This is a genomic window from Cupriavidus sp. USMAHM13 (assembly GCF_001854285.1).
GTDB lineage: Bacteria > Pseudomonadota > Gammaproteobacteria > Burkholderiales > Burkholderiaceae > Cupriavidus > Cupriavidus malaysiensis.
In genome coordinates this window covers 883,342-902,518 of the sequence record NZ_CP017752.1, presented here as the reverse complement: position 1 = coordinate 902,518, position 19,177 = coordinate 883,342, and the positions used below count along the sequence as shown (strand labels likewise).

20 protein-coding genes are annotated in these 19,177 nt (G+C 71.7%); 10 read left to right on the top strand and 10 right to left on the bottom strand.

From position 1 onward, the window contains the following. Positions 1–12: 12 nt before the first annotated feature. Positions 13–477 (bottom strand): TraR/DksA family transcriptional regulator, encoded by a 465-nt coding sequence (locus tag BKK81_RS36105; protein WP_083384350.1) that lies wholly within the window; start codon positions 475–477, stop codon positions 13–15. A 170-nt stretch (positions 478–647) separates the two neighbouring features. Here BKK81_RS36105 and BKK81_RS22360 point away from each other — a divergent pair, with 170 nt between their 5' ends. The 4 genes from BKK81_RS22360 (at position 648) to BKK81_RS22345 (ending at position 3,471) form a co-directional block, all read left to right on the top strand. Then, on the top strand, positions 648–1,313 hold the full coding sequence (locus BKK81_RS22360; RefSeq protein WP_071017818.1) for a BON domain-containing protein: 666 nt from the start codon (positions 648–650) through the stop codon (positions 1,311–1,313). Between the two features lie 57 nt (positions 1,314–1,370). Continuing rightward, the gene (locus BKK81_RS22355) at positions 1,371–1,793 is read left to right on the top strand and encodes an Hsp20/alpha crystallin family protein (RefSeq protein ID WP_071017816.1); all 423 of its coding nucleotides are present in this window, start codon (positions 1,371–1,373) and stop codon (positions 1,791–1,793) included. A 102-nt stretch (positions 1,794–1,895) separates the two neighbouring features. Then, positions 1,896–2,720 (top strand): universal stress protein, encoded by an 825-nt coding sequence (locus BKK81_RS22350; protein ID WP_071017814.1) that lies wholly within the window; start codon positions 1,896–1,898, stop codon positions 2,718–2,720. Between the two features lie 274 nt (positions 2,721–2,994). Continuing rightward, positions 2,995–3,471, top strand: a complete 477-nt coding sequence (locus tag BKK81_RS22345; RefSeq protein ID WP_071017813.1) for a CBS domain-containing protein — start codon at positions 2,995–2,997, stop codon at positions 3,469–3,471. 144 nt (positions 3,472–3,615) lie between these two features. Here the strand turns inward: BKK81_RS22345 and BKK81_RS22340 are convergent, their stop codons facing one another. Further along, positions 3,616–4,458 carry a universal stress protein gene (locus BKK81_RS22340; RefSeq protein WP_071017812.1) on the bottom strand — a complete coding sequence of 281 codons (843 nt, stop codon included), beginning with the start codon at positions 4,456–4,458 and terminating at the stop codon, positions 3,616–3,618. A 216-nt stretch (positions 4,459–4,674) separates the two neighbouring features. On the opposite strand from BKK81_RS22340, the gene BKK81_RS22335 reads away from it, so the two are divergent. Next, a complete protein-coding gene (locus BKK81_RS22335; RefSeq protein ID WP_071017811.1) occupies positions 4,675–5,334 on the top strand; it encodes a SagB/ThcOx family dehydrogenase in 660 nt (219 codons plus the stop codon). A gap of 65 nt (positions 5,335–5,399) precedes the next feature. Here BKK81_RS22335 and BKK81_RS22330 read toward each other — a convergent pair whose 3' ends face one another. Together BKK81_RS22330 and BKK81_RS22325 are read right to left on the bottom strand one after the other, a co-directional pair. After that, on the bottom strand, positions 5,400–6,044 hold the full coding sequence (locus BKK81_RS22330) for a response regulator (RefSeq protein WP_071017809.1): 645 nt from the start codon (positions 6,042–6,044) through the stop codon (positions 5,400–5,402). Beyond that, complete coding sequence (locus BKK81_RS22325) at positions 6,041–7,318, bottom strand: PAS domain-containing sensor histidine kinase (protein WP_442873415.1); 1,278 nt, start codon at positions 7,316–7,318, stop codon at positions 6,041–6,043. Before BKK81_RS22325 ends, BKK81_RS22330 begins: the two co-directional genes overlap by 4 nt. Positions 7,319–7,727: 409 nt before the next feature. On the opposite strand from BKK81_RS22325, the gene BKK81_RS22320 reads away from it, so the two are divergent. Then, positions 7,728–8,516, top strand: a complete 789-nt coding sequence (locus tag BKK81_RS22320; RefSeq protein WP_083384348.1) for a helix-turn-helix domain-containing protein — start codon at positions 7,728–7,730, stop codon at positions 8,514–8,516. Between the two features lie 214 nt (positions 8,517–8,730). Further along, complete coding sequence (locus tag BKK81_RS22315; RefSeq protein WP_071017807.1) at positions 8,731–9,018, top strand: DUF1840 domain-containing protein; 288 nt, start codon at positions 8,731–8,733, stop codon at positions 9,016–9,018. A gap of 23 nt (positions 9,019–9,041) precedes the next feature. Here the strand turns inward: BKK81_RS22315 and BKK81_RS22310 are convergent, their stop codons facing one another. Further along, the gene (locus BKK81_RS22310) at positions 9,042–11,378 is read right to left on the bottom strand and encodes a TonB-dependent receptor (protein ID WP_197524035.1); all 2,337 of its coding nucleotides are present in this window, start codon (positions 11,376–11,378) and stop codon (positions 9,042–9,044) included. Positions 11,379–11,645: 267 nt separating this feature from the next. Between BKK81_RS22310 and BKK81_RS22305 the strand changes: the two genes are divergently transcribed. The 3 genes from BKK81_RS22305 to BKK81_RS22295 all read left to right on the top strand — a co-directional run bounded on the left by BKK81_RS22305 (position 11,646) and on the right by BKK81_RS22295 (position 15,962). Next, positions 11,646–13,709, top strand: a complete 2,064-nt coding sequence (locus BKK81_RS22305; RefSeq protein ID WP_071017805.1) for a TonB-dependent hemoglobin/transferrin/lactoferrin family receptor — start codon at positions 11,646–11,648, stop codon at positions 13,707–13,709. 81 nt (positions 13,710–13,790) lie between these two features. After that, entirely contained in the window at positions 13,791–14,756 is a 966-nt protein-coding gene (locus BKK81_RS22300) for an MbnP family copper-binding protein (protein ID WP_071017803.1), read from the top strand. Between the two features lie 3 nt (positions 14,757–14,759). Further along, positions 14,760–15,962, top strand: coding sequence for a methanobactin export MATE transporter MbnM (locus BKK81_RS22295; RefSeq protein WP_071017801.1), 1,203 nt, complete (start codon positions 14,760–14,762; stop codon positions 15,960–15,962). A 26-nt stretch (positions 15,963–15,988) separates the two neighbouring features. On the opposite strand, the gene mbnC is transcribed toward BKK81_RS22295, so the two are convergent. From mbnC to BKK81_RS22275, 5 genes are all read right to left on the bottom strand, one after another. After that, a complete protein-coding gene (mbnC, locus tag BKK81_RS22290) occupies positions 15,989–16,603 on the bottom strand; it encodes a methanobactin biosynthesis protein MbnC (protein WP_083384346.1) in 615 nt (204 codons plus the stop codon). Beyond that, positions 16,593–17,450: a methanobactin biosynthesis protein MbnB gene (gene mbnB / locus BKK81_RS22285; RefSeq protein ID WP_071017800.1), complete on the bottom strand. Its 858-nt coding sequence runs from the start codon at positions 17,448–17,450 to the stop codon at positions 16,593–16,595. Before mbnB ends, mbnC begins: the two co-directional genes overlap by 11 nt. A gap of 64 nt (positions 17,451–17,514) precedes the next feature. Then, positions 17,515–17,607, bottom strand: a complete 93-nt coding sequence (gene mbnA, locus BKK81_RS36100) for a methanobactin (protein ID WP_083384345.1) — start codon at positions 17,605–17,607, stop codon at positions 17,515–17,517. 211 nt (positions 17,608–17,818) lie between these two features. Then, the gene (locus tag BKK81_RS22280) at positions 17,819–18,448 is read right to left on the bottom strand and encodes a phosphoribosyltransferase (RefSeq protein ID WP_071022023.1); all 630 of its coding nucleotides are present in this window, start codon (positions 18,446–18,448) and stop codon (positions 17,819–17,821) included. Between the two features lie 18 nt (positions 18,449–18,466). Then, positions 18,467–19,006: a hypothetical protein gene (locus tag BKK81_RS22275; protein ID WP_071017798.1), complete on the bottom strand. Its 540-nt coding sequence runs from the start codon at positions 19,004–19,006 to the stop codon at positions 18,467–18,469. Between the last annotated feature and the right edge of the window lie 171 nt (positions 19,007–19,177).

The following is a 19,177-nucleotide window of genomic DNA, read 5'->3' as shown; positions in this document are numbered from 1 at the left end:
CCGCCGCCACGCCTACGGCCGGCCCGGCCGCAGCCGCTCGTGCTGGCGCTGGCAGGGCAGGCAGCGCCGCGCGGTCGGGCAGGCCAGCAGGCGCGGCTGCGGGATGCCCTGCCCGCAGTCCGCGCAGATGCCGTAGTCGCCCGCCGCCAGCCGCGCCCGCGCCGCGGCAATCTCCGCCAGCTCGCGGCGCGCGTGCGCCTGCGCCGCCTCGCTCACTTGCGCCGAGGCGGCGCGGCCGGCCAGGTCCTTGTAGTCGACCTGGTCGGTCTGGTCGGTCTGGTCGGTCGGCTCGATCCGGTCGACCTGGTCGGCCGGACCGGCCGCCGCTTCCACCGGGACCGCGCCGGCCCCGGCTCCGCCGCACTGCGCCAGCGCACGCTGCTCGGCCTGGTCCAGGCGCGTCGCCACCTCTCCCCGCCATCCCTTGCACAGGGCACCGCACGTGCCCGTGCAGGCCTTGCCTTCCGCTGTTGTCATCGTGCCCCCTCGCCTCTCCGGCTGCCTCGTCGATGGCGGACCGCGCGCGGCATCCGCCCTGTCTCCGATTGTCTCCGCGCGCGCCACCGCGGCCTTGCGCCAGGTCAAAGCCGGTCGCGGCGCGCCGCCTATATTGCGAACAGGCCCGGCCAACGCAGAGGAAGGACGACATGAAGACGGATGCCCAGCTCCACCAGGATGTCAGCGCCGAACTCGAATGGGAGCCGGCGGTGCACGCCGCCGCCATCGGCGTCGAGGTCAACGACGGCATCGTGACGCTCAGCGGCCACCTGCGCAGCCACGCGGAGAAGCTGGCGGCGGAGCGCGCCGCCGAGCGCGTCGCGGGCGTACGCGGCGTGGTGGTGCAGCTCGAAGTGCGCCCGGGCGAAGCGATCGGCGACGAAGCGCTGGCCCAGGCCGCGCACGCGGCGCTGCAGTGGCAGGCCAACCTGCCCGCCGGCGCCATCAAGGTGCGCGTCGAGAAGGGCTGGATCACGCTGAGCGGCGAGGTCGAGTGGGGCTACCAGCGCGCCCTGGCCGAACGCACCGTGAGCCATCTGCGCGGCGTCACCGGCCTGCACAACTACCTGACCGTCCAGTCGCGCATGACGCCGCCCGACGTCGCCCGCCGCATCGAGGCCGCCCTGTGCCGCCACGCCCAGCGCGAGGCCCGCCACATCGATGTGCGCGTGGAGCATGGCGTGGTCACCCTCAGCGGGCAGGTGGATTCCCTGGCCGAGCGCGACGCCACGGTCGGCGCCGCCTGGTCCGCGCCGGGGGTGGTCAATGTGATCGATGAACTGCGCGTGAACGGCGCGCCGGCGGCGCACCGCTGAATCCGCCGCGCATCTTGCAAGGCGGCGTTGCGCCGCCTGTCTTCCCAGGAGAGAACGATGAGCAATATCCGACTGCATGATCCCTTCTCGCTCGAGCCGATCGGCGATGTGATGCAAGGCATGCTGCGCGCGCTGCGCGGCAGCGCCGACAGCGGCATGCCGTTCAAGGTCGATGTCAGCGAGTCCGACAAGGCCTACACCGTGGTGGCGGAAATCCCCGGCGCCAAGAAGGAGGACATCCAGGTCGCGGTGGAGCGCGGCACGGTGATGATCTCGGCCAAGGTCGAGCGCGCCTCCGAGACCAAGGAAGGCGAGCGCGTGATCCGCCGCGAGCGCTACGCCGGCACCATGCAGCGCGCCTTCACGCTCGACAGCAATATCGACGAGGGCAGCGTCGATGCGAGCTACGAGGACGGCGTGCTGAAGGTCGTACTGCCCAAGAAGGAAGCCACGCCGCAGCAGCGCATCACGATACGCTGAGGCGCGCGCAGGCCGCTTCCCGCGGCTTCCTGCCGCTTCCTGCTGTCGGCCGCCGGCGCGCGCGAGTGCGCCGGCGCCGCGCATCGCCCTGGAGGATCCGCCATGCGCCCAGCCAGCATCCTTGTCCATCTCGACAGCTCGGCGCGTTCGAGCCTGCGCCTGGCACTCGCGGCCCGGCTCGCCCAGGCTGCCCAGGCCAGGCTGATCGGCCTGTACGCCGCCTTCGAACCCGATCCCGCCTGGTACGCGATGATGGAAGGCGCCGAGACCTATATGGCGGAAGACATGGCGCGCCGCGACGCCACCCGCGCACGCGCCGAGGCGGCCTTCCACGCCGCCGTCGACGCGCTGCCGATCGCATCGGAGTGGCGCCAGGCCGACGGCGACGCCGTCACCTCGGCGCTGCGCGAAGCGCGCGAGGCCGAACTGGTGGTGGCGGGCCAGACCGATCCTTCCGAGCCGGAGGGCTATGTCGGGCCGCAGTTCCTCGAATCCCTGATCCTCGAATCGGGCCGGCCGGTCCTGGTGGTGCCTTGCGCCGGCCGCTTCGACACCATCGGTACGCGCGCCATCGTGGCCTGGAACGGCAGCCGCGAAGCGGCACGTGCCCTGCATGACGCCATCCCGCTGCTGTCCGGCGCGCAGGCCCTGCTGCTGTGCGCGGGCGACCTGCGTGCCAGCGCGACACCGCCGGCACACGCCTGCCGCGCGCTGGCGCTGCACGGCGTGCAGGCCGCACTGGAGCGTTCGCCGCCGCTGGCCGATGCCGGCGTCGGCGAACTGCTGCTGTCGCGTGCCGCCGACTTCGGTGCCGATCTCATCGTGATGGGCGCCTACGGACGTGGGCGCATGCGCGAGCTGGTGCTGGGCGGTGTCACCCAGGCGCTGCTGTCCAGCATGACGGTGCCGGTGCTGATGGCGCATTGATTCGCATTGATGCGCATTGACCGGCGCCGGCGGCGGCGTCGCCGGAATCTTCGGCCGCGCCGCCCTGATCCGCACAGCGCGCACAGGCCGATGCCGAGCCGGCATGCGGTCAGCGCGGCGAAGGCGGGCTGGGACGGGAGCATGCCGACCCGTCCGCGGCGCTTGGCGCCGGTCGCCGTGAGTGCGCCGACACCGCCCTTGCGTTCGATCAAGGTGGCGCGGCACGGCCACCATATAGTGAATCCGGACCCCGCACCGATAACAGGAGCCACCCATGAGAGTCGACGAAGTGTGCTCCCACGCGCTGCACCACGTTTCCGCGACCTGTACCTTGCGCGAAGCGGCGCAGCTGATGCGCGACCGCCGCGCCAAGCTGCTGTTCGTCACCGAGCAGGACGGGCCCTACCAGCGCATCCTGGGCGTGGTCACGGACCGCGACATGGTGGTGCATGGCCTGGCCGACCTGCCCGCCTGCGGAGAAGCCCTTGTCACCTGCGTGATGACGCCCGGGGTGATCACCACCGAACGCCACGCCGCCGTCAGCGACGCCCTGCGCAGCATGCTGGCGCACGGCGTGCGCCGGCTGGCCGTGCGCGATGGCGAATCCGCCGTGATCGGACTGTTGACGCTGGACGATGCGGTGCGCTCGCTGAGCGCCGAGGTGGACATGGTGTCCAACGTGCTGCGGCGCGAGCGCAGCGAGAACGGCCTGCCCGGCGAGATGGCGGCGACGCCCGCGTTCCGCTTGTAGCGCGTTCTGTACCTGTAGCTGTAGCGCGTTCGTTCGTGGCCGCCACCTGCCACCGCCTGCCACCGCCTGCCACCACCTGCCACCACCTGCCACCACCTGCCGGCGGCGGGCGGCGCCTTGCGCCCCCGCGCGGGCATCCCGGTCTCAGTGCGAGAAGAACACCGGTACCGTCATCGCGCCCAGCAGGGTCTGGGTGACACCGCCCAGCACCACCTCGCGCATGCGCGCGTGGCCGTAGGCCCCCATTACCAGCAGGTCAACGCCCAGGTCCGCGGCGCGCGACAGCAGCAGTTCGCCGAGCGCCGCATCGCCCGCGACACCGGGCAGCGTATGCAGCGTGGCGTCGATGCCGTGGTAGCGCAGGCTGGCCACGGCGTGCTCGCCGGGCGCCTCGCGCTCGCGCGCGGCGCCGCCATCGTGCGGCGCGCAGACGACATGCACGGTCCGCGCCAGGCGCAGCAGCGGCAGCGCATCGTGCAGCGCGCGCGTGGCTTCGCGGGTGCCGCTCCACGCCACCATCACCGTGGCGCCGACGCTGGCGAAGCGGCCCGCATAGGGCACCACCAGCACCGGGCGGCCGCAGCCCAGCAGCAACGACTCGACGAAGCGCTCGCCGATCCAGGCTTCGTCGTCGTCGGGATCGCTCTGCCCGGCCACGACGAGGTCGGCCAGGCAGGCTTCGCGCCGCACCACGTCGGCCGGATCGCCTGCCACCGCGCGCCACTCGACCGCCACCGGCGCCTCGTCCGCGGCGCCCTCGAAAGCATGGCGCATCTGGCTGATGGCCGCCTCGTGGCGCGCCTGCAGGGCATCCATGAAGCCGCGATCCTGCTGGCGCAACAGGGCCAGGCCCGGGTCCGGCTGCGGTATCAGCGGCAGGCCGAGCAGCCTGGCCCGCTGCGCGGCCGCCAGCCGGGTGGCGATCTCCAGGCGGTGATAGGCCCTGCGGCTGTTGTCGAGCAGCACCATGATGGTCGAGTAAGGCATGTTCAGGCTCCTGTGAAGACAGGGCGCCGCAGCGCCGGCTGCATTGACTGTAGCGTGCCCCCGCGGCCGCGGCTTGACCCAGCGCAAGATGGCGCGCCACCTGTCCTTTGACGCCCATCAAGCCCCGCCGGCAGGGATGGCCTAAGTTGGACAACGGAGCGGCACGCGGCAGGCCCGCCTGGCGCACCGCTGCCGCCACGGGTCCAGGAGACAAGCATGGAAGAGGTCAAGTCGCTCACGTATCAACCGCTCGCCGGCAAGGAGCCGAAGGCGGTGCGCGGCAAATCCGAGCGCACCATCGCGCTGCCGGCGCCCGACATGGCTTCCGGCCTGCCCTTGATGGGCGCGCTATGGGAACGCAAGAGCACGCGCGAGTTCGCCGCACGCGAGCTGCCGCTGGCGCGGCTGGGCGAACTGTTGTGGGCCGCCGGCGGCGTCAACCGCAGCGATACCGGCGGGCGCACCGCGCCGTCGGCGCACGGCCTGAACGAGATCGACATCTATGTGGCACTGCCGACCGGCGTCTACCGCTACGAACCGCTGCACCATACCCTGGTGCTCAAGCGCGCGGTCGATGCGCGCAACCTGACCGGCTACCAGGACTTCGTCGCCACCGCGCCGCTCGACCTGATCTATGTGGTCCGGCGCGCACGCCTGCAGGGACTGCCGAAGCCGGGGCAGGAAGTGTTCCCGGCGATCGCGGCGGGCGCCATCGCGCAGAACGTCTACCTGTACTGCGCCTCGTGCGGGCTGGGTACCGTGGTGCGCGGCTGGCTGAACCAGCGCCTGCTGGCAGAGGCGCTGTCGCTGAACGAGGACGAGGTGCCGCTGCTGGCGCAGACGGTGGGCTACACCACGGGCAACGGCGTGCAGTAGAAGAGGAAAGGAAAGGAGAGGGGGAGAAGAGAAGAAGCGCCCGGCCGCAGTGCACCGCGGCGGCCTCACAGATCGTCGGCCTCGTCGAACAGGCGGTGGCGGATCGCGTAGCGCACCAGGGCCGCGTCGTTGGCCAGTTCGAGCTTCTCCATGATGCGCATCTTGTAGGTGCTGACGGTCTTGGCGCTCACGCACAGCGCGGCGGCGATGTCCACCAGCGCCTCGCCTGCGACCAGGCGGCGGTAGACCTCCATTTCGCGGTCCGACAGGCGCAGGTGCGGAGCTTCCAGCCCTTCCTGCAGGCCGGTGGCGAGCTTCTCGGCGATCGCCTGGCTCATATAGGTGCCGCCCGCCGCGACCTTGGCGATGGCATTGACCAGTTCCATCGCCGCGCTCTCCTTGGTCAGGTAGCCGGCGGCCCCGGCACGGAAGGCGCGCATCACGTACTGTTCCTCGGCATGCATGGTCAGCACCAGGATGCGCAGCGCGGGACGCTCGGCGCGCAGCTGCCGGATCAGTTCGAGCCCGCTGCGCCCGGGCATCGACAGGTCGAGCAGCAGCAGTTCGGGCTCGCTTTCCCTGGCCAGGCGCGGCACCTCGGCACCGTCCGCCGCCTCGGCCACGATCTCGAAGCCGCCAGCGCGTTCCAGGATATGGCGCAGGCCGTCGCGCACCACGGCGTGGTCGTCGGCGATCATCACCCGGATCATGCGTGCTCCTCCTCGCCGCAGCCCGCCACCGCCGGGAAGCGCACGGTCAGGCCGAAGCCTGCGCCCGGCGTGTGCGCGATGGCCACGCTGCCGCCGATCAGCCTGGCGCGCTCGCGGATGCCGAGCAGGCCGAACGACACCCGCCTGCCGCGCTCCGGCATCTTGCCGTCCCAGCCGCAGCCATTGTCGCGCACGGTCAGCTGGTACCAGTCGCCGGCACGTACCAGCGCGATCTCGACGGCCGTCGCATGGGCATGGCGCGCGACATTGTTGAGCGCCTCCTGCACGATGCGGTAGACGGCGGTGCCGGTGCGCTCGGGCACCTCGACCTCGTCGCCGAGCGCGTGCGGCTCGATGCGGATGCCATAGCGCGTGGAGAAGTCCTTGGCCAGCCACTCGATGGCGGGCACCAGTCCCAGCTCGTCGAGCAGCGCCGGCCGCAGGTCGGCGGCGATGCGCCGCACCGAGCCGACGGTCTCGTCGATGACCGCCTGCATGGCGGCGATCTGCGCGCGCGCGGCATCGGCGGCGGCGGTCTGGCGCAGGTCCTCGTCGAGCATGGCGAGATCCATCTTGAGTGCGCTCAGCCGCTGCCCGAGATCGTCGTGCAGTTCACGCGCGATGCGCCGCTTCTCCTCCTCGCGCGCGGCCAGGATGCTGTCGGAAAGCTGCTGCAGTTCCTCGCGCGAGCGGCGCAGCGCCTGCTCGGCCAGCACGCGCTCGGTGGTGTCGCGCAGCATCACGGTGTACAGCTTGCCGCCGCCGTCCGGGGTCTGCGAGATGGAGGCCTCGATGGGAAACTCGACGCCGTCGCGCCGCAGCGCGTACAGGGTGCGCTGCTGTCCCATCTGCCGCTCGGTGACGCCGGTCACGCCGAAACGGCGCACATGGCGTTCGTGGGCGGCGCGGTAGCGCGCCGGGATGAAATCGCCGAGCTGGCGGCCCAGGGCGTCCTCCGCCTTCCAGCCGAACAGGGTCTCCGCCATCGGGTTGAACAGCACCACGCACTGCTGCTCGTCGACGGTGATGATGGCCTCCATCGACGAGCGGATGATGCCGGCCAGGCGGGCCTCGCTTTCGGTGGCCAGCGCGGCGGCGCCCGCCGCGGCCTTGCCGTCCGGCACCGGCAGCGGCACCCGGACCGTGCGCCGCCGCGCCGCCAGCGCCGCGGCGGCCATCGCGGCAACGGCAGCGATAGCGGCAACGCAGGCCGCCAGCTTCGGTGCGGTACGCCCGGCTGGATCCGAAGAAGTGGAGAAATGACCACGCAGCATGCGGGGGAAGGGGGCGGAAAAATGCCTTGGCGGGGGCATGAGATACGTTAGGCGAGTTTTGCCGACTTGGAAACTCCACCGCTCGGAGGAGATGGCCGACCCTCTCCACCCGCGCCGCATGATCCACATCCGGCATGCCTTCCCCTTCCCGGGCGATGCCGTAGCCAGGATGCCTGCCCTGTCGCCACGCCCCGCCCTTTCCCGCCCCGTCCCGTCGCTTCCCGCCCCGTCAGGGAAACCTGACATCTCTCTTCGCGCGGATGACAGCCGATTCAGCGCAGCCTGATTGGATCGGCGCCGCGCAGGTGGAATACTGGATTCACAGATCACCGGCGCGCCCGCGGACGGGCAGCCCACCGGGGCTTGCCGCGCTGCTGCGCGCGCCCGAGCCAGCCACAGGGATACCGACATGCTTGATACCTGCCCCCACGTCAGCGCGGATACCTTTCCCATCTCCCTGCCGTCGCACCGCCCGCAGCCAGCGCATGGCACCGAGGACAGCGCCGCCCCGGGCCCGGACGGCGCCGCGCGCTGCAACCGCTGCATGCTGCAAGGCGTCTGCTCCGGCATGTGCGGGCAGGCGCGCCCGGCGCCCGCCGACGGGCGCACCTGGCGCCTGGTCAAGCGCGGGCAGTACCTGTTCCGTGCCGGTGACGCCTTCCAGAGCGTCTACACGCTGCGCGCCGGCACCATGAAGACCGTGGTGCCCGCGCCCGGCGGCGGCGACCAGGTCACCGCCTTCTTCCTGGCCGGCGAGACCCTGGGGCTGGACGGCATCGACTCGGAGACCCACACCTGCGATGCGGTCGCGCTGGAAGACAGCGCCGTGTGCGTGATTCCCTTCGGCGTGCTGGAGGCGCTGTGCCGCGAGACGCGCGACCTGCAGCACCGCCTGCTCAAGGTGATGAGCGCCGGCCTCGTGCGCGAATCCGAGCACGCGATGCTGCTGGCAGGCCTTTCCGCCGAGCAGCGCGTCGCTTCCTTCCTGCTCAACCTGTCGGCGCGGCTGCGCGCGCTCGGCTATTCGTCGACGGCCTTCTCGCTGCGCATGACGCGCGAGGAAATCGGCAGCTACCTCGGCATCAAGCTGGAAACCGTCAGCCGCATCCTGTCGCGCTTCCAGCGCGAGGGCTGGGTGCAGGTCCGCTCCAAGTCGATCACCCTGCTCGACCCCGCAGCGCTGCGCGTGCTGCTGTAGCCGGGGCTGCCTTCACCAGGCCCCGCAGCGTCGCCCATCGCATCGTCGCCGCGCGACGCCGGCTCCTCTTAAGCCAGGCTTAAGCCTGGCCGCCTACCTTGCAGGCAACGGTCCGCCGCGCAGGCCCTGCCGCCCGCGCCGGCACACCGCCACGCCACGCCACGCCATCGAACGATCCGCCGGCACGCGCCGCCCGCCAGGACAAGGAGTCGACATGCTGCTCACCCTGCACAGCAAGGCCGCCCCGGACATCACGCTGCCCCGGGACCTCGCCCAATACCTGCTCGGCCTGGTCGGCAAGCGCATCGGCGAGCGCGGCGTGATCCGCCCCGACGAGCTTCCGGGCGCCATCGAGCGGCTGGAGAGCGCGCTCGGCCACGGCGGCGAGGCGCCGCTCGCGGACGCGCGCCGCAGCGCGGTGCTGTCGCGGCGCGCCTACCCCTTCCTCGACATGTTGCGCGCCGCCCGGCGGCAGCAGGCCGACATCCTGTGGGGCATCTGAGCACGGGCGCGGCCTGCCCGCGCTCAGTAGCCAACCGTCAGCGTGGCCTGGAAGGAGCGGCCGGGAGCGGGCGAATGCAGGTTCTGCGTGCCGTCGTTCCACACGTACTCGTAGTAGCGGTCGGCCAGGTTCTTGACCTGCAGGTCCAGCATCACTGACTTCGCGAGGCGGTAGCCGAGCCCGGCGTTGAGCAAGGCATAGGCGCCGTAGCGGCCCGTGCTGTTGGTCTTCTCCAGGTAGTAGCTGCTCTGCGCGCTGCCCCACAGCGACAGGCGCAGCGCGGGCGTGGCCTGGTAGTCGAGCCCGGCCGAGACCATGCGGTCGGGCACGTGGTCGATCTGCTTGCCGGCGGTGGCGCCATCGCCGGGGCCCGGATCGACGATGCGGGCCATCTGGAAGGCATAGGCGAACCACAGGTTCAGCCCTGCCATCGGCCGCAGATTGGCCTGCAAGTCCACGCCCCGGCGCCGCGTCTTGCCCAGGTTGTCGTAGTCGCCCGACGGATCGTTGAGCTTGCGCTTGACCTCATTGGAGGCCAACTGCTCCCAGTAGGCGACGCGCCCTTCCAGCCACGCGGCCGGGCGGAACTTGACCCCGGCCTCCCAGCCGTCGTTGAGCGACGGTGACAGGTCGGCGGTGCGTGGCGGGATCTTGTAGGCGCCGGCGCCGGTGCCGGCCTGGAAGGTGCGGCCCCAGTTGCCGTAGAGGCTGTAGCCTTCGGCCACGGCCAGCACCGCGCTGATCCTGGGCTGGCCGATGGTGCCGTAGTCGTTGATGGCGTAGTCCTGTCCGTTCAGGCCGTTGGCGAAGCCGCCACGGATCACGTCGACGCGGTAGGCCGGCACCAGCCTGAGCGCGGGCAGCGGCTGCAGCACGGCCTGCACGTAGGCGCCATAGACGTCGAAATCGAACGCCTGGTCGCGCGTCTGCGCCGTGCGCACCTGGGCCACCGTGGTGTAGCGCAGGCTGCGGTTATGCTGGCGCTCCATGTCCACGCCCCCTTCCAGCGCGAAGCCGCGCAGCCAGGACGGCTCGAGGCGGGGCCGCCAGGTCATCACGCTGCTGGCGCCGAACTGCTGCTCGTCGGCGAAGCGCTCCTGCTGCGACACGTTGGCGGAGTAGGTGACGTAGCGCCGGTCGCGGAAGGTATTCAGGTAGATCTTGCTGGCCCAAGATACGGTCTCACCGAGGTCGGTGTCGGCGTGCAGGCTGTACTGCCCCGTTTCGCGCGTGCCTTCGTCGGTACTGTTGAAGGCGTAGGACGCGGACGGGCGGGTGTAGGCGTCGGCCCCGGTCAGATAGCCGGGCTCCTGCGCGTGTCCGCTGTAGTAGCGCGCCATCGCGCCCACGCGCCAGCTGCCGTCGTCCGGCGTGAAGAACCACTTGCCCGAGAGCGCCAGCTTGTCATAGCGCGAGTGGTCGCGCCAGCCATCGCTGCGGCGGTAGCCGAAGGCATAGTTCTGCGCCAGGTTGCCGTTGTCGTAGCCTGCCACCGCTTCGGTATCGGCCGTGCCGAAGCTACCGTAGCCGACCCGCCCGCGCGCATAGTTGCCGCCCTGCAGCGTCTGGATGCCGGCATTGCCGGCGATGTTGTGCAGCCCGTAGCGCGGATCGTTGGTGCCGCGCACCGTCTCCAGCGAAGCGATCTCGAGCGGGAACACACCGTCGATGAAGGGCATGTTGCCATCGTTGCTGTTGCTGGGGATACCGTCGATCAGCAGCTTGACCGCGTTGATCTCGCCCTCGCCGTTGAAGCCGCGGAAGGACAGCTTGCCCGAGGTGGTGCCCTGGTTGAAATCGGTCAGCAGCACGCCGGGCATCTGGCCGAACAGTTCCCAGGCATACCCCACGCTCTGGTCGACCATGCGGTCCGCGCCGAGCACGTCGACCGAGGTCAGCACATTGCGCGTGGAGAGCTTGCCGCTCCGGCTGGCCTGCACGGTGACGCCGCCGAGCGTCAGCGTGGAGTCCGCGCGCTGCGCGTCGGCGCCGCGGCGCGCGCCCGCCTTGCCGCTCGCCACACCGCGCTCTCCTTCAGCCGCCACTTCGGCCGCCACTTCGGCCGCCACTTCGGCCGCCACTTCGGCCGCCACATCGGCCGCCACCTCGGCCGCCACCTCCGTGGCGCCGCCGGCCGCGTCGCCATCGCCGGCCCCGGTCCCGGCCCAGGCGCCGCCGGCCAGCGCGATGGTGCCGATTGCCAGCCAGCGGCGGCGCGGCCTGCCCCTCGGGGCGGCCGGAACGGCGCAAAGGCGGGCTGCGGGACGCGGGGCGGATGGAGACGGCGAGGAAGACGCCTGTGCCGCGGGGGCGGCGGCATGGCGCCGGCGCCGGTCGGCGCGCGATCGGTCAGGTGGCATTGCGCAGGGGCGGGAACGATAGGCCGCGGGACGGAAGTCGGGCGGCGCCGGCCGATGCGCGGCGCATCCCGCGGATGCCGGACGATTCTAGCGGCCGCCACCGCCGCGCGGCGTGCGACAGATCGACGCGGGACCGCCGGCGCGGCCAAATGCCACATCGTGTCTGCGAGCGTGCGCCGATAAAGTGGCGCCGAAAAAAATGAAGCGTGGGCGGCCCGCAGGCTGCGGCCGCGCGACAAGACAAGACACCAAGGAGGAAGGACCGCGATGAATCGACATGTGCTGCTGGCCTGCACGCTGGGCACCGCGCTCGGTCCGGCATGGTGCAGCGAGCCGCTGCTGGCCGCCGAGGAGAACGGGGGCAAGCGCGCCGCGGCCACCCTCGACCCGGTGGTGGTGTCGGCCACCCGTACCGGCAACATGCTGTCGGCCACAGCCGCCTCGGTCAGCGTGGTCACGCGCGACGACTACGAGGAACGCCAGGCTGGCTCGGTATCCGACGTGCTGGGCACCCTGCCCAACGTCGACTTCGGCGGCGGTCCGCGCCAGGCCGGCGAAATCCCCTCGATCCGCGGCTTCACCGGCAAGGAAATCACGTTGACGATCGACGGCGCGCGCCAGAACGGCGCGGCCGGCATCACCTCGCCGCTCTACCTCGACCCCTATTTCCTCGCCGGCACGGAAGTGATGCGAGGCGCCGCCTCCTCGCTGTATGGCAGCGGCGGGCTGGGCGGTGCCATGGTGTTCCGCACGCTGTCGGCGCGCGACCTGCTCGCCCCTGGCCAGGCGGCCGGGGGCGACGCGCGCGCAGGCTACACCTCAGCCGACCGCTCGCCGCACTATAACGGCCGCGCCTACGGGCAGTATGGCCCGCTCGATGCGCTGGCGGCCTTCGGCTACGCGGAGTCCGGACCCATCCGCCAGGGCGGCGGCACGCTGCTGTCGCCCAACGACGGCCATACCGGCAGCGGCCTGTTCAAGCTCGGCCTGGAGCCGACCGGGCGGCTGCGCTTCGAGCTGTCGCACCTGTCCTATCAGAGCGGCACGCTGCGCCCGAACAATCCGGAAGCCGACAGCAGCCTGGGCACGTCGTCGACGGTGCCGGTGCAGAACAATCGCGTCAGCCAGGAACAGACCGTGCTCAAGGGCACGCTCAAGGACACCGAGGGCCGGCCCGAGCTCGACATCACGCTGTATCGCACCCGCCTCAACCTGAGCGCGGACGCCAATCCATCCGTCTCCTCGCTGCCGGTGACAGCCAACGTGACCACCACCACCGGCGCCTCGCTGCAGCACTCGATCGCGCTGCCGGGCGAGGTGGTGGGGCAGCGCATCACTTACGGCCTGGACTATTACCGCGACGAGCAATACGCGTCGAGCGCCGGCGCGGCCAACCCTGTGATCCCGAACGGCGCGCAGAAGGTCTACGGCGCCTTCCTGCAGGACGAAATCCGCCTGGGCGAGCCATGGCGCCTGACACCCAGCCTGCGCGCCGACCGCTACGACACCGATGTCGGCGCCAACAGCGCGGCGGACAGCCATGTCTCGCCCAAGCTGACGCTGGCCTGGCAGCCGGCGGCGCGCGGCAACCTGTATGCCAGCTTCGGCGAAGCCTATCGCGCGCCGTCGATCAGCGAGTCCTTCCAGAACCTGTCGGGCCGCCACTACCTGTTCAACTTCGCCGCCAACCCCGACCTCAAGCCGGAGACCGCGCGTACCCTGGAACTGGGCGGCTCGCTGCAGGGCAGGGACCTGCTGGCGGCGGGCGACAGCGCGCGGCTGCGCGCCTCGGTGTTCCAGTCCTGGATCAAGGACCTGATCGCGAGCACGGTGATCGGCACCTATGCGCGCACCGCGCCCTTCGCCGGCGTCGGCACCATCACGCAGTACCGCAACGTCAGCAATGCCACCAGCCGCGGCGCCGAGGTCGAAGGCCTGTACCAGTCCGGCGGCTTGAGCTTCGGCGCGGCCTACAGCCGCGTGCGCACCACCGACGACGGCAACGGCGGCTACCTGTACTCGCCACCCGACAAGGTGGTGCTGACGCTGCGCCAGGCGCTGCCGCGCTGGCGCACCACGCTCGGCTGGACCAGCTCCCTGGTGGCCGCGCAGGACTATGACTCGACGCTGCTGCGGCGGCGCCCCGGCTATGGCGTGCACAGCCTCTACGCGAGCTGGACCCCGCCCGGTGTCAAGGACCGGCTGCGCCTGGACGTCGGCATCGAGAACCTGTTCGGCAAGCGCTATTTCCCCTACCAGTCCGGCAACGCGGTGGCCTACACCGCGGACACGGGCCGCAACTTCAAGATCGCGCTGAGCGCCAGCTTCTGAGCGCCGCGCCGCGCGGCGAGCCCCGCCTTCCCCGGCGCCCGCCAGCGGGCGCCGCTTCCCGACATCCGCTGAGGCCATGCCATGCTGCCCCGTCCCGCCATCCGCCTGCTGCCTCCCGCCGCGCCCCTTCTTCTGCTGGCCGCCTGCGCTGCGCCACTGCCGGCGCAGCTACCCGGCGCGGGCGCGGAGGGCACGGTGCCGGTGCAAGTCCCGGTGGCGGTGCGCTTCGCCGCGCGTGTCGGCGCGCAGCCCTTCCGCTGCGGCGCCGGCTACGACGGCATCGGCCGCACGGCCTCGCGCATCACGCCGTCCGACTTCCGCTTCTACGTGTCGTCGGTGGCGCTGCTCGACGAGGATGGGCGCGCCGTGCCGCTACGCCTGGAGCAGGACGGCCGCTGGCAGTACCGCGACGTGGCCCTGCTCGACTTCGAGGACGGCAGCGGTCCCTGCCGCAACGGCAACGCCGGCCTGCGCGAGGCCGTCACCGGGCACGTGCCGGCGGGCCGCTACCGCGGCCTGCAGTTCACGCTGGGCGTGCCGGCCGACCTCAACCACGGCGACCCTGCCGTGGCGCCACCGCCGCTGAACCTGAGCGCGATGTTCTGGAGCTGGCAGGCCGGCTACAAGTTCGTCAAGATCGACATGGCCACGCGCGGCCAGGCACGGGGCGGCACCGCCCCTCCCGCAGACGCCGCCCCCGTGCCGGCGGCCGCACCGCGCCGCCGCGCGGCCGGCTTCCCCATCCACCTGGGCAGCACGGATTGCGTGTCGCCGGCGGCCACCGCGGCGCCGTCTTCGTGCGCGCGGCCCAACCGCGTCACGGTGCGCCTGGACGCCTTCGACGTAGCCACCGAGCAGGTCGAATTCGATCTCGCCGCGCTGCTGCGCGACACCGACGTGGACGTCAACGCGCCGGACAGCGCGCCCGGCTGCATGGCCGGCCCGGACGATGCCGACTGCCGCTTCGTGATGCCGGCCTTCGGCCTGCCCTTCGACGGCCAGCCGGCGCTGCCGCAGCGCGTCTTCCGCGCCGCGCCGCGCGGCTGAGCCATGCCGATGCGACGCCTGCGCACCGGCCTGGCCCTGGCGGCCGCGGTGGTGGTCGCGCTGGCCGGCCTGACCGGAGCGGCCGCACCCGAGGCCACCTCCGCCGCCACCCCGGCCGCCACCCCCGCGGACGACTACCGCTGGGCGCTGCCCGACTGGATGCCCCGTCCGGTGGTACCGGCCGACAATCCGATGTCGGCCGCCAAAGCCGAACTGGGACGCCACCTGTTCTACGACAAGCGCCTGTCGGCCGACGGCAGCATCGCCTGCGCGAGCTGCCACCTGCAGGCGCGCGCCTTCACCGACGGCCGCCAGCTGCCGCTCGGCGTGCACGGCACACCCGGCGTGCGCAATGCGATGAGCCTGGGCAACGTGGCCTACCTGCCGGTGCTGACCTGGGCCAACCCCAACCTCAAGCGGCTGGAGCGCCAGCTGCTGGTGCCGCTGTTCGGCGAGACGCCGGTGGAAATGGGCATGGCCGGCCAGGAGGCGCGCCTGCTCGACACCCTGCGCGCCGACCCGCGCTACCCGGCGCTGTTCCGCGCCGCCTACCCCGAACGCGCCGGCACGCCGGACCTGGTCTCGCTGGCCACCATCAGCCGCGCGCTGGCCACCTTCGAGCGCACGCTGCTCAGCTTCGATGCGCCCTACGACCGCTACAAGTACGGCGGCCGGCCCGACGCCATCAGCGCGTCCGCCAAGCGCGGCGAGGCGCTGTTCTTCAGCGAGCGGCTCGAATGCGCGCACTGCCACGGCGGCTTCAACTTCACCGACAACAACCTGCACGCACGCCTGGCCGATGCCGAGTCCGGCTTCCACAACACCGGCCTCTACAACCGGGACGGCCACGGTGGCTATCCGGCCGGCAACCACGGCCTCCGCGAGTTCACCGGCGACCCCGCCGACGAGGGCAGGATGCGCACACCCTCGCTGCGCAACGTCGCGGTGACCGCCCCCTATATGCACGACGGTTCCATCGCCACGCTGCGCGAGGTACTGCGCGACCACTATGCGATCCAGGGCCGCGCCGCCAGCGGCCCGCACGGCCCCAGCCCGCTGCGCAGCGAGTTCATCGAAGGCTTCACGCTCAGCGCGCAGGAACTCGACGACGTGGTGGCCTTCCTCGAAGCGCTGACCGACCACGGCTTCCTCACCGACCCACGCCTGGCCGATCCGTGGCCGGCCGGCGGCGCGGCGGCGCGCTGAGGCGGCGGTCGGCCCGGCGCGCCGCCTCAGCGCGGCACCGCCATCCAGCCGGGAAAGGTGTCGAGCGTGAAGCCGGGCACGAGGAAATGGCCGAAGCGGTCCGGCGGCGCGTCGAGCGGCTCGTCCAGCGCGATGCGCTCGACCCGGCGCGCGCCGTCCACGCTGGCGCATTTCCAGCCCGCCACCAGCACAGGCGAGGCTGCCTGCGCGTCGGCCAGCACGATGCCAGCGTGGCGCCCGCGATCGACCGCGGCCCAGCGCGCCGCCGAGGCGGCCAGCAGGGTCTCGGCCAGCGTGGGCGGCAGCCGCGCGGCGAATTCCGACTGGCACAGCCAGCGGTAGACCCAGAGGTAGACGCTCCAGCCGAGCGACAGCCGCTGCGCCTCGGCCCAGGCCATGAACGGGCGGAAAATGCGCAGCCCGTCGGGGCCGGACAGCTCCAGCAGCGCGGGACAGACGTCGAACAGCGTGTGCCAGTAGGCGCGCAGGCTGGTATCGATGCGCACGAAGGCGGCGGACTCGCGCGCGAAATCCGACTGCAGCGCCGGCACGCTCAGCGCCGGCAGCAGTTCGGCATCAGTGCGCACCGTGCGTGGCGGGACCGCGTACGCCGGCCGGGTGGCGTGAATGTCAGTCAGCATCAAGGTCGGCATCAAGGTCGCGATCTGGGTCGCGATCTGGGTCGGCGGGAGCGGGGTCGGCGGCAAAGAGCGCGCGCAGGCGCCGCACCTCCGCGCGCACCGCAGCGGCATCGATGGCGGCGTCGCGCTCGTAGGTGAGGGTATGGCCGGGCGCGTCGATCAGCGGGCGCAGCGCCCGCAGCCAGGCCATGGTGTCGTCGGCGAGGTCGGCGTCATGGGTATCGAGCGCCAGCTTCGGCGCCAGCATCGATTCGCCATAGCCGGCCACGTGGAAATGGCTGGCACGCGCCGCCACCGGCAGCCAGGCATCCAGCGCGAGGCCGCAGTTGCGCTGCGCGCAGACCGCGTTGGAGAGGTCGAACAGCAGGCCGCAGCCGGTATCGTCCATCAGGCGCGTGAAGCAGTCCGGTGCATCGTGCCCGCCCGGCAGCAGCGAGGGGTAGTTCTCCAGGTGCAGGCGCACGCCCAGCTGCTGCTGCCACCATTGCACACGCGCGCGCAGCGCGGCATAGCCCGCGCGGTAGTCGATCTCGGCCAGGTGGTAGAGGTGGCGGCCCTGGTGGGTGAAGGTAGCCACATGGTCCGAGACATAGAGCGGGCGCAGCACCGCGATGTAGTCGCGCAGGCGTTGCGCCAGCGCCTCCAGCGCGGCCTGGTCGTTCTCGAGGAAGCGCGAGAACATGATGTGCAGGCCGAGCGGGCAGGGAAAGGCGGCGGCCAGTTCGGCGGGCGGGACCTGCAGGAAGTTGTCGATCAGCAGTTCGCAGTAGTCGATCTCGCCGTCCTGCGCCATCTGCCGTACGAAGGGATAGGTACTGCCCAGCGTGTAGTTGAAGCCGATCTGCATGGGGTCGGGAGCGCAACGGAGGAAGGGCGGCGCCCGCACCGCGGGCGCCGTTGCACCGGTGCCGTCAGGCACCCAGGGCGGCACAGCAGGCGCCGCAGCAGGCGCCGGCGCGGCCGGGGACTTCGATGGTCTGCTGGCTTGCGATACGGATCTTCATGTCGATTCCTCTTGCTGTCGGGGTTGGGGTTGGGGTTGGGGTTGGGGTTGGGGTTGGGGTTGGGGTTGGGGTTGGGGTTGGGACAGGGAATATCTGCAAGCCCCTGCGCGCCATATCGCACGTGCAGGAGCGTCCACAGCATAAGCAGTGGCGCCCTCCGGCGCAGCGTGACGGATTGCCGCAACCCCGATCGCCTCCGGCCCGTGCGCTGTCAGGCCCTGCCCGCCAGGCAGTCCACCACCTCCTCGTCGCTGACCTGCGGGAACGACAGATAGTGGTGCCCCACCGCCTGGAAGCCTGCCGGCGCGTACAGGCAGACCACTTCGTCGGCATACGCCTGCACCTCCCGCAGGCCATCGGGCGCTGCCACCGGCACCGCGCATACCAGCCGCGCCGGCGCCTGCGCGCGCACGGCGTGCAGCGCGGCGATCATGGTGGCCCCGGTGGCCAGCCCGTCGTCCACCACGATGGCCACGCGGCCGGCCGCAGAGGGTGCCGCCGCACGGCCCGGCGTATAGCGCGCGCGCCGCTGCCGGATGCGCTCCAGTTCCTCGGCGCGCACGCGCTCCAGGTAAGCGCTGCCGGCAGTGGGCTCGGCGTAGGGCGCCAGATAGGTCCAGCCGTCTTCGGCCACGGCGCCCAGCGCGAACTCGGGGTCGCCCGGCGCGCCGAGCTTGCGCACCAGCACCACGTCCAGGTCCGCCTGCAGCGCGTCGGCCAGCACGCGCCCCAGCGGCACGCCGCCGCGCGGCAGGGCCAGTACCAGGGCACGCTGCCCGCGGTAGTGGCCCAGTGCATCGGCCAGCTGCGCGGCCGCGTCCTGCCTGTCTACGAATCGCATCTTCGGCCCCTCTTCCATTCACCGCCGCCCGCAAGGTGCCGCCGCGCGCTGGCAAGGCGCGCCGGCCTGTGGCGGCGCGGCCAGCAGCTCGGCCGGTTCGTTCCGCGCGGGAAAGCGCAACTGCAGGTCGAGCGCGCGCCCGCCCGGCTTGACCTCGATGCCGTGGGACTCGATGGTGACGCCATAGCGGATCACCGCGCGGTAGGTGCCCGGCTCCAGCTTGAGAAACAGGTAGGGGCCTTCGCTCAGCACCAGCAGCACGATCTCGCGCCGCGCGTTGAACAAGGTCACCGACACATCGGACAAGGACCCGTCGCCGCCACTGTCGAGGAAATGCATGCGCACATTGAAGCGCGGCGCGATGCGGCGCAGCGCGGCGGCCTCATCGCTGCCGATGCCGCCGGACACATAGGTGATCCCGTTCACATGGTGCAGCGGCGGCACACCGCCTTCCTGCATGGCTGGCGCGTCCGCCGCGATGCCGACGACCGGCACGCCGGCCGCCAGCGCCAGGCCGGTGATGCCGAGCAGACTCAGTTTCCTTGCAAAGGCGCGCATGCTGCCCTCCTCGCTGGTTGGAGGCGTCGGGCGCCCCGGCCGGCGCATGCAGAGCGGACGGGGCCACGCCGCGATGCTTGCTACGAGACTAGGCCATGCGGCGCGGCAGGGCTTGGCGTGGATCAAGAAAGACGTGCGTGCGGACAGGATGCGCCCAAGCCGCTTGAGCCG